This window comes from Alistipes intestinihominis, from assembly GCF_040095975.1.
Lineage (GTDB): Bacteria > Bacteroidota > Bacteroidia > Bacteroidales > Rikenellaceae > Alistipes > Alistipes senegalensis.
On sequence record NZ_JBBMFL010000001.1, the window covers coordinates 190,009 to 208,870 of the forward strand.

20 protein-coding genes are annotated in these 18,862 nt (G+C 58.3%); all 20 read left to right on the forward strand.

Annotated elements, in window-relative coordinates; translation table 11 throughout:
• Positions 1-18 precede the first annotated feature (18 nt).
• The 20 genes from rplF (at position 19) to WMO46_RS00920 (ending at position 18,828) form a co-directional block, all read left to right on the forward strand.
• A complete protein-coding gene (rplF, locus tag WMO46_RS00825) occupies positions 19-606 on the forward strand; it encodes a 50S ribosomal protein L6 (protein ID WP_026076793.1) in 588 nt (195 codons plus the stop codon).
• 16 nt (positions 607-622) lie between these two features.
• A complete protein-coding gene (gene rplR, locus WMO46_RS00830) occupies positions 623-985 on the forward strand; it encodes a 50S ribosomal protein L18 (protein ID WP_026020723.1) in 363 nt (120 codons plus the stop codon).
• Between the two features lie 6 nt (positions 986-991).
• Positions 992-1,510 carry a 30S ribosomal protein S5 gene (gene rpsE / locus WMO46_RS00835; protein ID WP_019152140.1) on the forward strand — a complete coding sequence of 173 codons (519 nt, stop codon included), beginning with the start codon at positions 992-994 and terminating at the stop codon, positions 1,508-1,510.
• An 11-nt stretch (positions 1,511-1,521) separates the two neighbouring features.
• On the forward strand, positions 1,522-1,776 hold the full coding sequence (gene rpmD / locus WMO46_RS00840) for a 50S ribosomal protein L30 (protein WP_026076794.1): 255 nt from the start codon (positions 1,522-1,524) through the stop codon (positions 1,774-1,776).
• Between the two features lie 28 nt (positions 1,777-1,804).
• On the forward strand, positions 1,805-2,251 hold the full coding sequence (rplO, locus tag WMO46_RS00845) for a 50S ribosomal protein L15 (protein ID WP_019152142.1): 447 nt from the start codon (positions 1,805-1,807) through the stop codon (positions 2,249-2,251).
• Between the two features lie 22 nt (positions 2,252-2,273).
• Positions 2,274-3,650, forward strand: coding sequence for a preprotein translocase subunit SecY (gene secY / locus WMO46_RS00850; protein WP_044118788.1), 1,377 nt, complete (start codon positions 2,274-2,276; stop codon positions 3,648-3,650).
• Between the two features lie 31 nt (positions 3,651-3,681).
• The gene (gene map, locus WMO46_RS00855) at positions 3,682-4,458 is read left to right on the forward strand and encodes a type I methionyl aminopeptidase (protein ID WP_196016937.1); all 777 of its coding nucleotides are present in this window, start codon (positions 3,682-3,684) and stop codon (positions 4,456-4,458) included.
• A 6-nt stretch (positions 4,459-4,464) separates the two neighbouring features.
• On the forward strand, positions 4,465-4,683 hold the full coding sequence (gene infA / locus WMO46_RS00860) for a translation initiation factor IF-1 (RefSeq protein ID WP_009597667.1): 219 nt from the start codon (positions 4,465-4,467) through the stop codon (positions 4,681-4,683).
• An 18-nt stretch (positions 4,684-4,701) separates the two neighbouring features.
• Positions 4,702-4,818 (forward strand): type B 50S ribosomal protein L36, encoded by a 117-nt coding sequence (gene ykgO / locus WMO46_RS00865; protein ID WP_010262443.1) that lies wholly within the window; start codon positions 4,702-4,704, stop codon positions 4,816-4,818.
• A gap of 37 nt (positions 4,819-4,855) precedes the next feature.
• Positions 4,856-5,236, forward strand: coding sequence for a 30S ribosomal protein S13 (gene rpsM, locus WMO46_RS00870; RefSeq protein ID WP_019152145.1), 381 nt, complete (start codon positions 4,856-4,858; stop codon positions 5,234-5,236).
• Between the two features lie 13 nt (positions 5,237-5,249).
• Positions 5,250-5,639, forward strand: coding sequence for a 30S ribosomal protein S11 (gene rpsK / locus WMO46_RS00875; protein ID WP_019152146.1), 390 nt, complete (start codon positions 5,250-5,252; stop codon positions 5,637-5,639).
• Between the two features lie 51 nt (positions 5,640-5,690).
• On the forward strand, positions 5,691-6,299 hold the full coding sequence (gene rpsD / locus WMO46_RS00880; protein WP_019152147.1) for a 30S ribosomal protein S4: 609 nt from the start codon (positions 5,691-5,693) through the stop codon (positions 6,297-6,299).
• Positions 6,300-6,320: 21 nt separating this feature from the next.
• Positions 6,321-7,313 (forward strand): DNA-directed RNA polymerase subunit alpha, encoded by a 993-nt coding sequence (locus WMO46_RS00885; RefSeq protein WP_196016936.1) that lies wholly within the window; start codon positions 6,321-6,323, stop codon positions 7,311-7,313.
• 4 nt (positions 7,314-7,317) lie between these two features.
• Complete coding sequence (rplQ, locus tag WMO46_RS00890) at positions 7,318-7,929, forward strand: 50S ribosomal protein L17 (protein WP_019152149.1); 612 nt, start codon at positions 7,318-7,320, stop codon at positions 7,927-7,929.
• A gap of 345 nt (positions 7,930-8,274) precedes the next feature.
• Positions 8,275-11,286, forward strand: a complete 3,012-nt coding sequence (locus WMO46_RS00895) for a SusC/RagA family TonB-linked outer membrane protein (RefSeq protein ID WP_349093597.1) — start codon at positions 8,275-8,277, stop codon at positions 11,284-11,286.
• 18 nt (positions 11,287-11,304) lie between these two features.
• Positions 11,305-12,762, forward strand: a complete 1,458-nt coding sequence (locus WMO46_RS00900; protein WP_019152151.1) for a RagB/SusD family nutrient uptake outer membrane protein — start codon at positions 11,305-11,307, stop codon at positions 12,760-12,762.
• 8 nt (positions 12,763-12,770) lie between these two features.
• Positions 12,771-13,577 (forward strand): DUF4843 domain-containing protein, encoded by an 807-nt coding sequence (locus tag WMO46_RS00905; RefSeq protein ID WP_019152152.1) that lies wholly within the window; start codon positions 12,771-12,773, stop codon positions 13,575-13,577.
• 13 nt (positions 13,578-13,590) lie between these two features.
• Positions 13,591-15,120, forward strand: coding sequence for a PKD-like family lipoprotein (locus tag WMO46_RS00910; protein WP_019152153.1), 1,530 nt, complete (start codon positions 13,591-13,593; stop codon positions 15,118-15,120).
• 15 nt (positions 15,121-15,135) lie between these two features.
• A complete protein-coding gene (locus tag WMO46_RS00915) occupies positions 15,136-17,742 on the forward strand; it encodes a zinc-dependent metalloprotease (RefSeq protein ID WP_196016931.1) in 2,607 nt (868 codons plus the stop codon).
• A 24-nt stretch (positions 17,743-17,766) separates the two neighbouring features.
• Positions 17,767-18,828: a BACON domain-containing protein gene (locus tag WMO46_RS00920; protein ID WP_349093598.1), complete on the forward strand. Its 1,062-nt coding sequence runs from the start codon at positions 17,767-17,769 to the stop codon at positions 18,826-18,828.
• The last annotated feature ends 34 nt before the right edge of the window (positions 18,829-18,862 follow it).

Sequence of the window (18,862 nt, forward strand, 5' to 3'; positions counted from 1 at the left end):
TCATTAAAGAACAACACAATGTCAAGAATTGGTAAATTACCTGTAAACCTGCCTGCCGGCGTTACCGTAGAGGTATCGGCCGACAATACGGTAAGCGTGAAAGGGCCACTCGGGACGCTGAGCCAGAAAGTTGACTCGGACATCAAGGTAGAGGTCGGCACGCACACGGACGTTCACACGGGCAAGGAGATCCCCGCCGTTCTGGTGAGCCGTCCCACCAACCAGCCCCGCCACCGCTCGATGCACGGTCTGTACCGTGCGCTGATCAACAACATGGTCATCGGCGTGTCGAAGGGTTATGAGATCAAACAGGAGCTCGTGGGCGTCGGCTTCAAGGCCGAAGTCAAAGGCCAGGTGCTCGAGATGAGCCTCGGCTATTCGCACGATACGCATTTCCTGCTGCCCAAGGAGGTGACCGCTACGGCCGTTACCGAGAAGAAGGGCAACCCCATCGTAACGTTCAAGTCGATCGACAAGCAGCTTATCGGCCAGGTCGCCGCCAAGCTCCGTTCGCTGCGCAAGCCGGAGCCGTACAAGGGCAAGGGTATCAAGTTCGTAGGCGAGCAGATCCGTCGCAAGGCCGGTAAATCGGCAGGTGCTAAATAGTAAATAGTCTGAAGTTATGTCACTGAACAAGATAGAAAGAAGAGAGAGGATCAAGATGCGTATCCGCAAGATCGTGAGCGGAACGCCCGCACAGCCTCGCATGACTGTATATCGTAGCAACAAGCAGATCTACGTGCAGTTCATTGATGATCTCGCCGGTGTAACCCTCGCTACGGCTTCCTCGCTGGACAAGGAGGTCGCCGAAGCCGCCGCCGGAAAGAACAAGTGCGAAGTAGCCGCCCTGGTGGGCAAGCTGGCCGCCGAGCGCGCCGTCGCCAAAGGCATCTCGGCCGTCGCTTTCGACCGTAACGGTTACCTGTATCACGGAAGAGTTAAACAGCTGGCCGAAGCAGCACGCGAAGGCGGACTTAAATTCTAAGCGATTATGTCAAATACCAACATAAAGAAAGTACGCACGAGCGACCTCGAACTCAAGGACCGTCTCGTCAGCATCCAGCGTGTTACCAAGGTTACGAAGGGTGGTCGCACGTTCAGTTTTTCGGCCATCGTCGTCGTAGGTAACGAGGACGGCGTGGTAGGCTACGGCCTGGGCAAGGCTTCGGAGGTGCAGTCGGCCATCGCCAAGGGCGTGGAGGATGCCAAGAAGAACCTTGTCAAGATCCCGGTGATCAACGGCACGATCCCCCACAAGCAGGAGTCGCGTTTCAGCGGTTCGCTCGTGATGATTCGTCCGGCCGCTCCCGGTACGGGCGTCATCGCCGGCGGCGCCATGCGTGCCGTGCTGGAGTCGGTGGGCGTGAAGAACGTGCTTGCCAAGAGCAAGGGTTCGTCGAACCCCCACAACCTGGTGAAGGCGACCATCAAGGCGCTTTGCGAGCTGCGCGACGCCCACAGCGTCGCCCGCCTGCGCGGCATCTCGATGGACAAGGTGTTTAACGGTTAATTCAGAAGAACATGGCAAGATTGAAAATCACCCAGGTCAAAAGCCGCATCGGCTCCACGACGCGCCAGTGCCGGAATCTCGATGCGCTGGGTTTGAAGCGGATCAATGCGAGCGTCGAGCACGACGACTCGGCTATCATCAAGGGTATGATCGAGCGCGTGAAACACCTCGTCAAGGTCGAGGAGGTCGCTGCGCCCGCGAAGAAGGCAGCCCCCAAGGCCAAGAAGGCCGAGGTGAAGGAGGAGGCCGCTCAGCCCGCAGAATAAGTTTAACTGCTAACGGATTATTTTAAGCATGGAACTCAATAATCTCAAACCCGCAAAGGGTTCAACGCACCACGACAAACGAATCGGCCGCGGTGCAGGTTCGGGTCACGGTGGCACCGCCACCCGTGGACACAAGGGTGCACAGTCGCGTTCGGGTTACTCGCGCAAGCTCGGCTTCGAGGGTGGCCAGATGCCGTTGCAGCGTCGCGTTCCCAAGTTCGGGTTCACCAACTTGAAGCGAGTGGAATTCAAGGCGATCAACCTCTCGACGCTCGAGGAGCTGGCCGCCAAGAAGTCGCTCACGGAGGTTACGGTGGATACGCTCGTGGCCGCAGGTTTCATCTCGTCGAACGACAAGGTGAAGATTCTGGGCAACGGCACGATCTCGAAGGCGCTCGCTGTCAAGGCTCACGCGTTCTCGAAGAGCGCCGAGGCGGCCATCACGGCAGCCGGCGGCAGCGTCGAAAAACTGTAAGCAACCTTAGAACCCAAAAATTATGAATCAGTATCTCGTTGTTGGTATCGTCTTTTTGGTGGTAATCGCTCTTTTGGCGACCAACAAGAAATTGGTAGAAACGCTCAAGAACATCTACAAGATCGAGGAGTTGCGCAAACGTGTGATCTACACGATCGGGCTGCTGCTGGTCTTCCGCTTGGGCAGTTTCGTCGTGATTCCGGGCATCAACCCCAACGCCCTGGGCGAGGGGTCGGCGTATGCCAGCCAGCTGGAGGGCAACGGACTTCTGGGTCTGTTGAACGTCTTCTCGGGCGGCGCCTTCGGCAACGCCTCGATCCTGGCGCTCGGAGTCATGCCGTATATCACCGCCTCGATCATCATCCAGCTGATGGGTATGATGATTCCGTATTTCCAGAAAATGCAGAAGGAGGGTGAGAGCGGCCGCCGCAAGATGAATCAGTGGACGCGGTTCCTGACGATCGGCGTCCTGCTCCTGCAGGGCCCGGCGTACATGGCCAACCTGTACCATCAGGTGCCTTCCGCTTTCGTCTACGGCAATTCGTTCGGCTTCATTGCCTATGCGACGACGATTCTGATCGCCGGCACCATGTTCATCATGTGGCTGGGCGAGAAGATCACCGACAAGGGTATCGGTAACGGTATCTCGCTGATCATCATGATCGGTATCGTGGCACGTCTTCCCCACGCGCTGTTGGCCGAGGTCAACGCCCGTTTCCAGACGGCCACCGGCAGCGCCATCATGCTGATCCTCGAGCTGATCCTGCTGTTCCTTGTCTTCATGGCAACGATCGCCCTGGTACAGGCAGTCCGCAAGGTGCCTGTGCAGTATGCAAAGCGTATCGTCGGAAACAAACAGTACGGGGGCGTGCGTCAGTACATCCCGTTGAAGATGAATGCCGCGAATGTGATGCCCATCATCTTCGCGCAGGCTCTGATGTTCATTCCGGCGTTGTTCTCCGGAACGGCCTTCGCGGCTGCCTTCAGCTCGATGACCGGTTTCTGGTACAACTTCACGCTTGCAGTGCTGGTAATCGCTTTCACCTACTTCTACACGGCGATTATCATCAATCCTCAAATGATGGCCGATGACATGAAGCGAAACGGCGGCTTCATCCCGGGAGTGAAACCGGGTAAGCAGACCGTGAACTACATCGACACCATCATGACGCGCATCACGCTTCCGGGTTCGATCTTCCTGGCGATCGTGGCGATTCTGCCCGCGCTGGCGATGAAGTTCCTGGGCATTCAGCAGGCGTTCGCCTACTTCTACGGAGGTACGTCGCTGCTGATCATGGTCGGCGTGGTGCTCGACACTCTGAAGCAGATCGAGAGCTACCTGCTGATGCGCCATTATGACGGTCTGATGAAGACCGGACGTATCCAAGGTCGTCATTAGGAGTTTTTCCGAAGAGTTTTAAGCGAAGAGAATGATATATCTGAAGACAGACGAGGAGATAGAGCTGCTCCGCGAGAACAACATCCTGGTGTCGAAGACACTGGCGGAGGTGGGTCGCCACATCCGTCCGGGTGTCACCACCAAGGAGTTGGATTCGATTGCCGAGGATTTCATCCGCGCGCACGGAGCAGTTCCTGCCTTCCTCGGGTATCAGGGATTTCCCGCTTCGTTGTGCATATCGGTAAACGAACAGGTAGTTCACGGTATCCCATCTTCGAAATGCGTCCTCAAAGAGGGCGACATCGTTTCGGTCGATTGCGGTACGTTTATGAAGGGGTTTGTTGGTGATTCGGCATATACGTTTGCCGTGGGAGAGGTTGCCGCGGAAGTAAGGCAGCTGATGGAGGTCACCAAAGAGGCTCTTTATAAAGGTACGGCGCAGGCCAAGGCCGGCAACCGCGTAGGCGACGTGTCGGCGGCCGTGCAGGAACACGCCGAGAGCTTCGGCTACGGCGTGGTGCGCGAATTGGAGGGACACGGATTGGGTCGCAGAATGCACGAAGACCCCGGCGTTCCCAATTACGGCGCACGCGGCAGGGGACCATTGCTCAGGGAGGGCATGGTCATCTGCATCGAACCCATGATCAACATGGGGACCAAAGCGGTGGTTTTCGAACAGGATGGCTGGACGGTCCGCACGCGGGACCGCAAACCGGCGGCGCACTATGAGTTCGCCGTTGCGGTTCGCAAATCGGGTCCCGACGTATTGACGGATTTCAGTATCATCGAACAGGCAATAAACAACTGAGACTCTATGGCAAAACAAGCTGCTATCGAACGGGACGGGACGATCATCGAGGCACTGTCCAACGCGATGTTCCGCGTCGAGCTGGACAACGGCCACGTGCTCACGGCCCATATCTCGGGGAAGATGCGTATGCACTACATCAAGATCCTTCCCGGAGATAAAGTAAAAGTGGAGATGACGCCCTACGATCTTACGAAGGGACGTATATCTTTCCGGTACAAATAATTAGATTGCTTGAAAATCATGAAAGTAAAAGCATCCATCAAGAAGAGAAGCGAGGATTGCAAGATTGTGAAGCGCAAAGGCAAACTTTACGTCATTTGCAAGAAGAATCCCAAGTTCAAAATGCGCCAGGGTTAATGTTTTTTAGACAAGTCAAAAAAGAAAAAGTATTTATATGGCACGTATAGTCGGTGTAGATTTACCGAAAAACAAAAGAGGCGAGATCGGCCTGACCTATATCTACGGCATCGGTCGCTCGACGGCTCGCAAAATTCTCGAGACGGCTGGCATCAGCTACGATCTCAAAGTACAGGACTGGTCGGACGACCAGGTCGGAGCGATCCGTTCGACGATCGCCGACATGGGCATCAAGGTCGAGGGCGAATGCCGCTCGATGGTCCAGATGAACATCAAGCGCCTGATGGATATCGGCTGCTACCGCGGCATCCGTCACCGTCTGGGTCTTCCGGTCCGCGGTCAGTCAACCAAGAACAATGCGCGCACCCGCAAGGGCCGCAAGAAGACCGTCGCAAACAAGAAAAAGGCAACGAAGTAATCTTTAGAGAATTATGGCAAAGAAAACTGGAACAGTTAAGAAAAAGGTTGTCAAGGTCGGAGCCGTGGGTAACGCTTATGTGCACTCCACTTTCAACAACGTGATCATCACCATCACCAACGAGGTGGGTGACGTTATCAGCTGGTCGTCGGCCGGTAAGATGGGTTTCCGTGGTTCGAAGAAGAATACTCCGTATGCAGCACAGACCGCTTCGCAGGATTGCGCGAAGGTGGCTTACGACATGGGCCTGCGCAAGGTGAAAGTCTATGTCAAGGGTCCGGGCGCCGGCCGCGAGTCGGCGGTGCGCACCATCCACGGCGCAGGTATCGAGGTGATGGAGATCATCGACGTTACTCCGCTGCCGCACAACGGTTGCCGTGCTCCTAACCGCCGCCGCGTCTAATTTTCGGTGCGAGGTAAGGAATATTCAACGTTTTTTTAATAAGTTAAGACAATGGGAAAATACATAGGACCTAAATCGAAAATCGCCCGCAAGTTCGGCGAAGCTATCTATGGTGCGGATAAGGTGCTCGAAAAGCGCAATTATCCTCCCGGACAGCACGGTCTGGCGCGCAAGCGCAAAAAGGTGTCGGAGTACGGCACGCAGTTGAGCGAGAAGCAGAAGGCCAAATATACCTACGGTCTGCTGGAGAAGCAGTTCTCGCGCACCTACGAGCAGGCTGCCCGCATGGGCGGCATCACGGGCGAGAACCTGTTGAAGCTGCTGGAATGCCGTCTGGACAACGTCGTTTACCGCTTGGGTATCGCCCCGACGCGTGCCGCTGCCCGCCAGCTCGTTTCGCACTGCCATATCTGTGTGAACGGCAACGTCGTGAACATTCCCTCGTACTCGCTGCGTGCGGGTGACGTGGTGTCGGTTCGCGAGAAGTCGAAGAGCCTGGAAGTGATCACGGTATCTCTGTCCGGCTCGTCGAAGAGCCGCTACGCCTGGTTGGAGTGGGACAACGCTTCGATGAGCGGAAAGTTCCTCCAGCGCCCGGAGCGTGAGGAGATTCCCGAGAACATCAAGGAGCAGCTCATCGTCGAGTTGTACTCGAAGTAGTAATCAAACAAATTCACTATTATGGCAATATTAGCATTCCAGAAACCTGAGAAGGTTATTATGCTTGAATCCACTTCATCGTTCGGAAAGTTCGAGTTCCGGCCGTTGGAGCCCGGATTCGGCCGGACTGTCGGTAACGCTTTACGTCGTATTCTGCTCTCCTCGCTCGAGGGTTATGCGATCACGACTGTCAAGGTAGCCGGTGTCGATCACGAGTTTGCCGCTATCCCCGGTGTGATGGAGGATATGTTGAACATCATCCTCAATCTGAAGCAGGTTCGTTTTATCCGCACAGTCGATAATCAGGATGCAGAAAAAGTATCCATTAACGTTGCGGGTGTGACGGAGCTGACTGCCGGATATATCTCGAATTACCTGTCGTTCTTCAAGGTGCTCAACCCCGACCTGGTGATCTGCCACCTGGCCCCGGGCACCAAGATGCAGATGACGCTCACGATCGGCAAGGGCCGCGGCTACGTGCCCGCGGAGGAGAACACCCCCGCCGAAAGCGAGTTCGGAACGCTTCCGATCGACTCGATCTTCACGCCCATCAAGAACGTGAAGTACTCGATCGAGGACTACCGCGTCGAGCAGAGGACCGACTACGAGAAGTTGAATTTGGAAATTACTACCGACGGGTCGATTCACCCCAAAGAGGCTCTGAAAGAGGCCGCCAAGATTCTCATCCAGCACTTCATGCTCTTCTCCGACGAGAAGATCACCGTCAACATGGAAGATACGAACGGTGCCGAGGAGTTCGATGAGGATGTTCTCCACATGCGTCAGCTGTTGAAGACGAAGCTCTCGGACCAGGATCTTTCGGTCCGCGCCCTGAACTGTCTGAAAGCCGCCGACGTGGATACCGTGGGGGATCTCGTGAAGCTGAACCGCAACGACCTGCTGAAGTTCCGCAACTTCGGCAAGAAGTCGCTGACGGAGCTCGACGAGCTGCTGACCTCGCTCAACTTGAAGTTCGGTATGGACGTATCAATCTACAAACTTGACAAAGATTAATTAAATGAGACACAATAAGAATTTCAACCACCTCGGCCGTCAGGCGGGACACCGCAAGGCGATGCTTTCGAACATGGCATCGTCGCTGATCATGCACAAGCGCATCGAGACCACCGTTGCGAAGGCAAAGGCCGTACGGCAGTTCGTGGAGCCCCTGGTAACCAAGTCGAAGGAGGACACGACCCACTCGCGCCGTGTAGTATTCTCGTACCTGAAACAGAAGGAGGCCGTCACGGAACTGTTCCGCACGATCGCTCCGAAGATCGCCGAGCGTCCGGGCGGTTACACCCGCATTCTGAAGACCGGTTTCCGTCTGGGCGACGCTGCCGACATGTGCATCATCGAGTTCGTCGATTTCAACGAGGCTTACACGCTGGGCATCGCTCCGGCTGCCGCTTCGGAGGCGAAACCCAAGACGCGCCGTTCGCGCAAGCCCGCAGCGAAGAAGACCGACGCCGTGGAGGAGGCCACCGTCGTCGAGGGCGGCGAGGCCAAGAAGGCCGCAGCACCCAAGAAGGCTGCCGCCCCGAAGAAGCCCGCAGCCCCGAAGGCCGCTTCGGCCAAGGCTGCCGCTCCGAAGGTTGCCAAGAAGACCAACGTGGGCAAGAAAATGTAATTCGTGACAGCGGTGCATTTGCACCGTTTCCGTTGAAATCCGCGGATGGGACTGACGCCCCATTCGCGGATTTTTCGGATTGTATCATGGCCGGAAGATCGCTTCGCTGTTTCGCAGGGGGCTTTCGCCCGTCCTTGCCGTTCTTTCCGCTTTCCGGACGGCAACGGCGAAATGAAAAAATCCCCTTTTTTAGGGATGCGTCCTGTTTTGCTATTCCGAATTAATATTATACCTTTGCAAAATCTCTCCGGTGTCGGATGATCTGCCCCCGGAGCGTGCGAAAAGTCAAATGAATTCCGATCGGCCGGAGTCGCTTTTTCCGGCAGGCGGAAATACTCCGAATCTATGAAACTGCGATTTCTGCTGCTTCTGTTGTCTGCATTGATCTCCCCCCCCCTGCTCGTTCATGCACAGAGTAGCGCTTCCAAACCCAGCCGGACGATAACCGGCAATGTCAAAAACGAGAAAGGCGAATTCATTGTCGGTGCCTCGGTTTATGTGAAATCGACGCCCCGTATCGGCACCGCGACCGACGCCAAGGGCGAATTCCGCCTGCAAGGCATTCCGTCGGGCAAGCAGACCATCGTTTTCACCTTCATAGGCATGGTCCCCTTCGAGGTGGAGTATGCCAACCAGCGCGATCTGGAAGTCGTGCTCAAAGAGGACGCCACGCAGGTCAACGAGGTGGTGGTGACGGGTATTTACAGCCGCGACAAGAACAGCTTCGCCGGTTCGGCGACGACCTACACGGGCAAGGAGTTGCGGGCCATCGGCACGAAGAACGTCTTTCAGAGTCTCAAAACGCTCGAACCGGCCTTGACGCTCGTCGAGAACCGCGCTTTCGGTTCCGACCCCAACCGGCTGCCCGATCTGGAGATTCGCGGCAAGACCAGTTTGGTGGGCGACCTCACCACCGAATACGACAATACGGCCAATCAGCCGCTCTTCATCCTCGACGGCATCGAGGTGGAGATCGCCCAGATTCAGAACCTGAGCATGGACCGTATCGCCAGCGTCACGGTGCTCAAAGATGCCGCTTCGGCGGCCATCTATGGTTCGAAGGCTTCCAACGGTGTGATCGTCGTCGAGACGGTCAAGCCCGAGCCGGGGCAGCTGAGGGTCTCCTATTCGGCCGACCTGCGGTTCGAGTTCCCCGACCTCTCCGACTACAACCTGATGAATGCCGAAGAGAAGCTCCGCTACGAGGTGCTGGCCGGACGCTATGTCGGCGAGGATCAGGATCAGTTGGATGCGCTCTACAATTCGCGGCTGGCCGAGGTGATGCGCGGCGTGGACACCTATTGGTTGTCGGTTCCCCTGCGTTCGGTGCTGAACCACACGCACAGCGTTTATATCGACGGCGGCAGCGAGGCCATGCTCTACGGCGTGGGGTTGAATTACAGCAATCAGAAGGGCATCATGAAGGGCTCCGAAAAGGGGATTACGGGCGGTAATATCAACCTCGTCTACCGCACCGACAAGCTGATCTTTTCGAACGATTTCAGTTTCGATTCCGTGAAGAGCGAGCGCGAGCCGGTCTCCTTCTCGACTTTCGCCCAGGCCAATCCCTATTACCGCAAATACAGCGAGGACGGGGAGATTCCGGAGTTTCTGGAGCCTTATTCCGTGGCGCAGGAGTTCATTTACAACCCGCTCTACCAGCTCCGCCGCGTGGTCAACACCGACGTGACGAAGGACCTCGGACTGCGCAACAATTTCACGGTCATCTGGCGTCCCGTGACCTCGTTGCAGGTCCGCGGGCGTCTCGCCCTGAATAAGAGCATCTCCGAGCGCGAGGCGTTCAAGTCGCCCGCGCACTCCGATTTCAACGGTTCGACCTCCAAGGGCTCCTACACGACGGAAAAGACCGACCTGATGAGCTACAACGGCGATGTCACCGTCACCTACGGCCGGCTTTTCGGCCATCATCAGATCAATGCCGTCGGCGGCTGGAATTTCAGTTCGCGCACGCAGAAGAACACCGGCTACGAGATCTTCGGATTCACGAGCGACCTGCACCAGAATCCCTCGTTCTCCGAAGGTTTCCAGCAGGGCGACAAGCCGAGCTACACGGACCGGATCAGCCGCAGCACGAGCTTCTATCTCAACGGCAACTACTCCTACCGCAACCGTTATCTGTTCGACGCCAGCCTGCGTATGGACGGATCGTCGGTTTTCGGTTCGGAGAACCTCTTCACGACGACGTGGGCCGTGGGCGTGGGATGGAACATCCACAACGAGGCGTGGTGCAAGGCCGAATGGCTCGATCTGCTGAAGCTGCGCTTCTCGATCGGTAACCCCGGAAACCAGAATTTCGACGCCTACACGGCTTCGGGAACCTACATCTACAACTCCACCTACCAGAATCTTTTCGGGACCAGCGCAATCCTCGAAAAGTTCGGCAACCCGAATCTCAAATGGCAGAAAACCATCGACAAGAACCTCGGTCTCGACATCGACATCTTCGACCGCGTGAAGTTCTCGGTGGATTTCTACCACAAGAACACCGACCCGCTGCTGGCCCAGATTCCCGTGCCCCCGTCGCTGGGCACGACGCGCATCTACACCAATTTCGGCGGTCAGATATCGAAGGGCTTTTCGGGCAGTCTCAACGTGGTGGTCATGAAACGGCAGTACCTGCGCTGGAGCGTGAACGCCTCTTTCAGCCAGAACAACTCGGAGTACCGCAACATCGGCGACAAACTCGACTTCATGAACCAGAAGGGCAGCGCCACGACCTTCAAGCGTTATTACGACGGAGCCAGCCCCGACGACATCTGGGCCGTGCGGTCGCACGGCATCGACCCCTCCTCGGGACGCGAGGTCTTCATCCGCAAGGACGGCAGCTATACGTTCAAGTACGACGCCAACGACGAGGTGGTGGTGGGCTCCTCGGCTCCCGCTCTGGAGGGCATCATCGGAACCTCGATCTTCTACAAGGGCTTTTCGGCCAGCGTCAACCTGCGTTACAGCTTCGGGGCCGACGTATTCGCTTCGGCGCTCTACAACAAGGTGGAGAACATCTCCGAAACGGCGCTCTACTACAACCTCGACCGGCGCGCGCTGCACGACCGCTGGCAGAAACCCGGCGACAAGGCTCGTTTCAAGGCCATCAGCATCGACGACACTACGCCCATGTCCTCGCGCTTCGTGCTCCGGGAGAACTACATCGCCGGGGAGTCGATCTCCGTCGGTTACGAAACCTCGGCCCGCTGGCTGCATGTCGTCGGCGTCCAGGGCGCTTCGTTCCGCTTCTATATGAACGACATCTTCCGCCTGGCATCCTTCAAGGAGGAGCGCGGTACGGACTATCCTTTTTCGAAAAGTTTCTCGCTGTCGATCAGCCTGCGTTTCTGATCCGAAAACCGTATGCTTATGAAAATCATCAAACTATATTTCCTGATGGCGCTGGCGCTGTTGTCGGGCGGCTGCAAGGGCTGGCTGACGATCGACTCGTCGGACCGTATCATGGAGAACACCCTGTTCGAGACCGAGGAGGGGTTCTTCACGGCGCTCAACGGCGTCTATGCCGAGTTGCCGCAGGCGAGCTTATACGGCAAGTCGCTCGCGGCCGTCACGTTCGATGTGCAGGCCCAGTATTTCGATACCACGCAGCCTTCGACCCATACCTTCAACACGCTGGGCGCCTACTCCGCGGAGGCCCGCAAGACGGCCGTCGCCGATACGTGGGACAAAGCCTATTTCGTCATCGCCAACGTCAACAAGATTCTCGAACATTGCGAGAGCGACCGCGATGTGCTCTCCGACCGCGCCTACCACATCATCCGCGGCGAGATGCTGGGCATGCGGGCGTTGCTGCACTTCGAGATGCTGCGCATCTTCGGGCCCGTCTTCGCGGAGGCTCCCGCCCGGGTTTCGATTCCCTACCGCACGAGCAGCGAACTGACCGTCACGCCGCTGCTGCCCGCGAACGAGGTGGCCGAAAAGATCGCCGGGGACTTCACCGACGCGCTCTCCGAACTCGCTGAGTGGGACCCCGTGCGCACCGAGGGGCGGTTGAACGGCGAAACGACCGGTTCGGTGCGTTACCGGAGCCGTCACCTGCGGCTCAATTACTTTGCGGTGAAAGCGTTGCAGGCGCGGCTGGCCATCTATACCGGCGACCGGACGCTGGCAGGGCGGCTGGCCGGGGAGGTGATCGACGAGGCCGGGCCGTTCTTTCCCTTCGCGTCGCGCGAGGATGTGACCGGGCAGACCGCCGTCGGCGTGGCCACGCAGAACTCCGAAGACCGCATCTTCTCGTCGGAGGCGCTCTTCTCGGCGGTCAACTCGAAACGCACGAGCGACATCCACGACAAATTCTTTTCCAACAAACTCGAACAGGTCAACCTGCTCACGATGGGTGAACTGGCCGTGCACAACCTCTACGATTCGGAAAGCGACCTGCGCACCTACCAGTGGCAGACGCTCAAGAATACCGAGGGCGTGGACCAGCGTTTCTTCGTCAAATACGGGCAGGTGCAGGACATGGACCTGGGTTACGCCTCGATGGTCCCCGTCGTCCGGATGGCGGAGATGTACCTGATCGCCGCCGAGTGCGAGGACTCCAAGGCGACGGCCTACGGGTGGCTCAACGCGCTGCGCTCGGCCCGCAAGGCGACCTCGCTGCCCGCGACGGGAACGCTGAGCAACGATCTCACGGAGGAGTACATCCGCGAATTCGTCGGCGAGGGGCAGCTCTTCTGGTACTACAAGCGTCTGCGCAAGACCTCGATCCGGAAAGTGTACAGCAACAACGGCGGCTATTTGGAGTTCGACCCGGCGAATTACCTCTTCGCGCTGCCCGAGAAGGAACAGGAGCACCATAAATAGCGTTCGACATGAAAAATTACAACCGATACGGACTGATTCCGGCGCTCGCTGCCGCGGCCCTCGCGTTGGGGGCCTGCAACGAATCCATCCGGACCTACGACGGGCAGACGGGAATCTATTTCGCCATGCTGCAATCGGGCAGCGACGAGGAGAACCCGCGCTACACCGCCGATTCGAGCCTCCCGTTCGCGCTGCTGCCCAGCGGAACCGACGAACAGACCCTGCAACTGCGGGTCAAGGTCATCGGTTCGGTGGCCGACTATCCGCGCGCCTTTGCCTTCCGCACCGTCGCCGACCGGACCACGGCGCAGGAGGGACACGACTACGAACTGCCCGAGGGCGACTGCGTCGTCGCGGCGGGCGAGGTTTACGGTTACATTCCGATCCGGTTTTTCCGCCGGGCCTCGCTCGACGGGAAGGAGCTGACGCTCACGCTCGAACTGCTTCCCAACGAGCAGTTCGACCTGCCGCTGAGCGCCTGGCTCCCGGTGAACGGGACCGAGACCGTGGGTACGGACGTGCTGCGCCACACCGTCACGGTGAGCGACAAGTACGTGCGGCTCGACGGGTGGTCGGACCAGTTCTACGGACCCTATTCGGACAAGAAGATCAAACTCATGTGCAGCGTCTTCGACCTGACGCTCGCCGATTTCCAGCCGGACGCCCTGTCGTACGTCGAACGCAAGGTGCTGGGACAGAATTTCCGCCGCTACCTCGACGGGGAGGAGCGCGCCGGGCGGACCGTCTATGAGGACTATCTCGACGGGGAGGGCAATCCCGTCAAAATGGAATCCGGACCGGATTCGGCCGAATAATGATTCAGAGCCTATGAAAAAGAGCTGTTTGTTCGCGGTTTCCGCACTCCTTCTGCTGCTGGGCGGCTGCTACGGCGACAAGGGGAATTACGATTACCGCGAGATCAATGAAATCGTCATCGGGGCCCGGGGCTTCGAGGGCGTGGAATACAAATTGCGTTCGGGCATCGACGAACTGAAAATCAGCCCCTACATCACCGCGTCGCAGGACCCCGGGCTGACCGGGAGTTACGAATACGAATGGGTGGTCGTCGGTCAGGTCCGCAATCCGGGCGAGCGCACCACGATCGCCCGGACGCGCGATCTGGACTACGCCGTGAACCTGCCCAGCGACGACTATTCGCTGCTGCTGCGCATCACCGACCCCGCGACGGGACTGATGTTCAGCCGCAGCACCACGATCTCGGTCAGCACGGCCTATACGCGCGGCTGGCTGGTCGCCGCCGAGGACGAGGAGGGCGCCGCCGTCGTGGACATGGTGTCGATCAGCCGCGATACGCTGCTTCAACGCGACGTGGTCAGGGACGACACCCGCCACCGCAATCCCCTGCGCATCTGGTGCGACAACAACGAGTACACTTCGCTGGTGCACGGGCGCATCTACCTTTCGACCGGAGAGGGGAGTTTCCTCTACGACCGCGAATCTTTCGGAACGGACGACTATACCGTCATGCGCAACTACTTCGCCAATCCGCAGTACCTGACGGAGACCGCCGCTTCGGACATGATCCAGATCGACGACAAGTTCCGCATCTTTCTGGTGGACGGCTACGCGTACGTATACAGCATTTCTTCGGTCAACACGGGCTATTTCGGCAATCCGGTCAACCGTTATGCCGAGAGCTACGACTACGTGCGCATCGGCGACAGGATCGCCTACAACCTAAGCGGCGGAAGCGGCGCCGGGTCCATCACCACCGTCATGCTCTACAACGACGACGACAAGCGCTTCTGCTACCTGATGCGCAACGACGAAACCCTGCGGAATGCCGCCGACACCGAATCGGACCTTGCCCTGTTTCCCTGGCGGACGGGGCTGGATTATGTGACGACCGTCAATTCGCGCTTCCTTTCGGGGCAGTCGGCTACGATCCTGCACGACGCCCCGGCGGGGAAATACTGGATCTACACCTACGCCTGCCTGCGGTCGGGTCCCAGTAAGGGGGCGCGTTACGAGATCGACGCTTCGGTTCCCGTGGCGGAGGCCGCGAACTGGTGCATGACCTCGCAGCACGGCTATATGCTCTACTCGGTGGGCGGCGTGCTCTACGGCTACGATTTCCGCAATGGCCGGAAGCCCGTGCAGCTGCTGGATTTCTCGCCCGCGGAGATCACGCAGATCCACGGCGACATCCACACCGTGGCCGAAGGCAACAGCGATTGCGTTTATGTCTGCACCTACGAGGCGGGTACTCCGGACAGCGGCCGCATCCGCAAGTATGCGGTGGCGGACACCGCCGACCGGATCGAACTCCAGGCCGACGAAAATACCGATTGGACGGGATTCCAGCGCATCCGTTCGCTGTGGTTCAAGGAACTGTAACACACACAACATCCGATGAATATGAATAAACAACTGATTCTGGCTGCAACCGCCGTGCTCTTGGCTTGCAGCCCGTTGCACGCGGAGCAGATGTGGCCCTTCTCCAGTAAGAAAAAGAAGGCCGCGAAGGTCGAGAAGACGGACTCCGTGAAGAAAGAGGACAAATTCGACAAGGCCGTCAAGGGCGCCCGGAAAGGCAGCGGCCTGTTCGACTACTATCTGACGAAGACGGGTGAACTGCTGCTGGCCGTCACGCCCCGCAACCTCAAAGCCAGCTATCTGCTGGCCAACCGGATTTCGGAGATCAGCCAGAATTCCAATTTCGTGGCCGGGCAGATGCTGGGCGATCCGTTCATGATCCGCTTCTCGGCCGATACCTCCAACGTCTATCTCCACAAGGTCAACCATTGGGAGCGCGTGGCGCCGAACGACCCCATCGAGAAGTCGTTCCGCCGCAACGTGCAGGACCCCATCACCCGGACCTTCAAGATCAAGGCTTCGCGCAACGACACGCTGCTGATCGACGTGACCTCGTTCTTCGTGTCGAACGACAAGCTGCTCACGCCGATCCGCCAGAGCCCGCTGGTTCCGGGCGAGATGAGTGCGACGTACGATGCCGCCGGATCGAAGCTCAAGGAGGTCAAGGTCTTCGAAAAGAACCTCGAAATCACCAGCATCCTCAATTACAACTCCGAACCGGACGGCTACACGGTGACCGTGCGGCGGTCGATTCTCGAACTGCCCGAGGAGCCGATGAAGGTCCGCTGGCAGGACAACCGCGTGGGTTATTTCAGCTCGAAATATTACACCTACACCTCGTCGAAGGACAAGCTGCTGACGCATGAGATGATCCACCGCTGGCGCATCGAGCCGAAGGAGGGCGAATGGGAGAAATACTTCCGCGGCGAACTGGTCGAGCCCGAGCGCAAAATTGTCTTCTACGTTGACGACGCTTTCCCCGACAAGTGGCGCGAGGTGGTGAAGCTGGGCATCGAGGACTGGAACAAGGCTTTCGAGGCCGCCGGTTTCAAGAACGTGATGGAGGCCCGCGACTATCCCGACGATCCGTCGTTCGACCCCGACGACATCCGCTACAACTGCATCCGCTACGCCGTTACCGACGTGGCCAACGCCATGGGCCCGAGCTACACCGACCCCCGCACGGGCGAGATTCTGGTGGCCGACGTCATCTGGTACCACAATGTCATTTCGCTGGTGCACAACTGGCGTTTCGCCCAGACGGGAGCCGTCGATCCGCGCGTGCGCAAGCAGGTCTTCGACGACGACGTGATGCGCGAGTCGCTGCGCTACGTGGCCGCTCACGAGGTGGGCCACACGCTGGGACTGATGCACAACATGGGTGCGAGCTACTCCTTCCCGGTGGATTCGCTGCGCAGTCCGTCGTTCACGCAGAAATACGGTACGACTCCTTCGATCATGGATTACGCGCGCAACAACTATATCGCCCAGCGCGGCGATTTCGAGCGCGGCGTGCGGATGGTGCCGCCCCTGGTCGGCGTCTACGACATCCACGCCATCAACTGGGGATACCGCATCTTCGAGAAGACGCGCGACGCCGAAGAGGAGCTGCCGCTGCTCAACGAGCTGCTGGCCGCCAAGCGCGACGACCCCATGTACGAGTTCGGCGCACAGCAGATTTTCCTGACGCTCGATCCCACCGACCAGTCGGAGGACCTGGGCAACGACCATATCAAGGCGGGCAATTACGGTATCGAGAACTGCAAGTACATGATCGCCAACCTCTGCGACTGGTTCGCCGAGGAGAACCGCGACTATAAGAATATCCAGTCGATGTATGCCGCCGTGATCGGCCAGTACACGCGTTATCTGATGCACGTGATGCCCTATCTGGGCGGTGTGGAGTACAAGGATCTCGTGCAGGACGGACGCCCGCTGCGCGCCCTGAGCTACATTCCCGCCGAACGGCAGAAGCAGGCTATGAAATGGCTGGTCGATCAGGTGCTTACGGCGCGTGCGTGGCTGCTGCCCCAGGAGCTGATGGACAAACTGGGCCAGCCCTCCACGATCCTCGACAACGCGGCTTCGGGTGTCGCCGGCAAGATTTTCAGCCCTGCGACCCTGGGCAGCATCTATCAGGGCGAGCGTTCGGGCCAGAAGGGGATCTACCGCGTGGACACCTATCTGAACGACGCCTACAATACGGTCTTCGCTTCGGCCGTCAGGGGCGGTTCGCTGACTGTCGAGGAGATGAATTTGCAAGGTGCCGCCGTGGCCGCGCTGCTCAAAAACAGCGGATTGACAGGCCCTTCGGGTACGGCGCTCCAACTGGGCAAGGGACTGGCCGACGACGGAAGCGCCCTGCTGGCGCAGCTGGCCGACGAGGCGCTGCCTCCGTTCGTCTGCAACCATCCCGAATGCCGCCACGACCACGCCTCGGCCGGGGAGATCTCCTACTATCGTCACGACATGAAAGGTCCGTCGCTTTCGGCGCAGGTGGGACAGCCGCTCTACGCGGCGACGCTTCGCCGGGTGCTGAGCCTCTACAAACAGCGCCGGGGTTCGGGCGACGCCCGCACGCGGGATTTCTACGAATTCCAGATCCTGAAGATCGAATCGGCGTTCAAGAATGCAAAATTATAGTCCAATTTTAATATTCGTTAGGTTATGAAAAAGATGAAATTTCTGATTCCGGCGTTCGCTTTGGTTGCGTTGACATTCGCCGGGTGTTCCGACGACGGCGACGATCAGCCCGTCGTGACCAAACTCGCGCTGGCCGATCCGGCGCAGGCTGCGCTGACGTTCGTGGCGACCTCTCCCGAGGCGCAGGTCATTGCGCTCGACACCGATGCTTCGGCGGTCACGGTCGAGCAGGTGTTGGCCGAAGGCGAGGAGAAAGCCGAGTGGTGCGTGGTGACGGTCCAGAGCGCCACTCAGATCAAGGTGGCTCCTGCAAGCAACCTGACCACCGAGGAGCGTACGGCCAAATACCGTATTTCGGCCGGAACGGTAACTCCCGTGGAGTTCACCGTGACTCAAGAGGCTAACGTCCCTGAACAGGATAAATTGTCGATTCCCGAAGAGTACGCTATGGGTGTGATGGGATCGGGCGATTTCGAACAGATTCAGATTCCGGTGACCACGACGGCCGAGAAGTGGACTGCAACGCTGACCTCCATGATGGGAGACGACGAGGCTTATTGTACTTATTTCGGCATTTTTCCCGAGGAGGGCAAGAGTGGCGAGGAACTGACCATTACGTTTTATCCCAATACTATGGGTGAAATGCAGTCGGGGTGGGTGATCGAACTCACGGCCGGTAATGCCGATCCTGTTCAGATTTATGTCATGCAGCAGGTTCCTGAGAGCAAGGATTATGCTACGAGCGTCGTTGTCAGCCGTGAGGGTGATGAGAGTTCCGATTGGGAACCTATTCCTGTCGAATCGCCTTATGCAGTCAATCTGGCAGCGGCCGGCGGCATGGCATCGCGCGAGGTTTTTTATATCAAAGCCGAGGGTAAGTTCGATCTGAAGATCGTCGAACCCGGCACTATGACGGAAATTGCCAATCCCGAGACGAGCTGGTTGCACGGCACGGAATCAGGCGCCAACTGGCCGATCTCTGCGGATAAGAACGAAACAGGTGCCGAGCGTAAGCTGGACATCATCGTGACGGGTGCGGAGGGTGTCGAACTTTTCCGCATGAAAGTAACGCAGGCCGGAGCGTAAGCGGTTCGGTCCTGAAAACAGCGGGGCGGTCGTA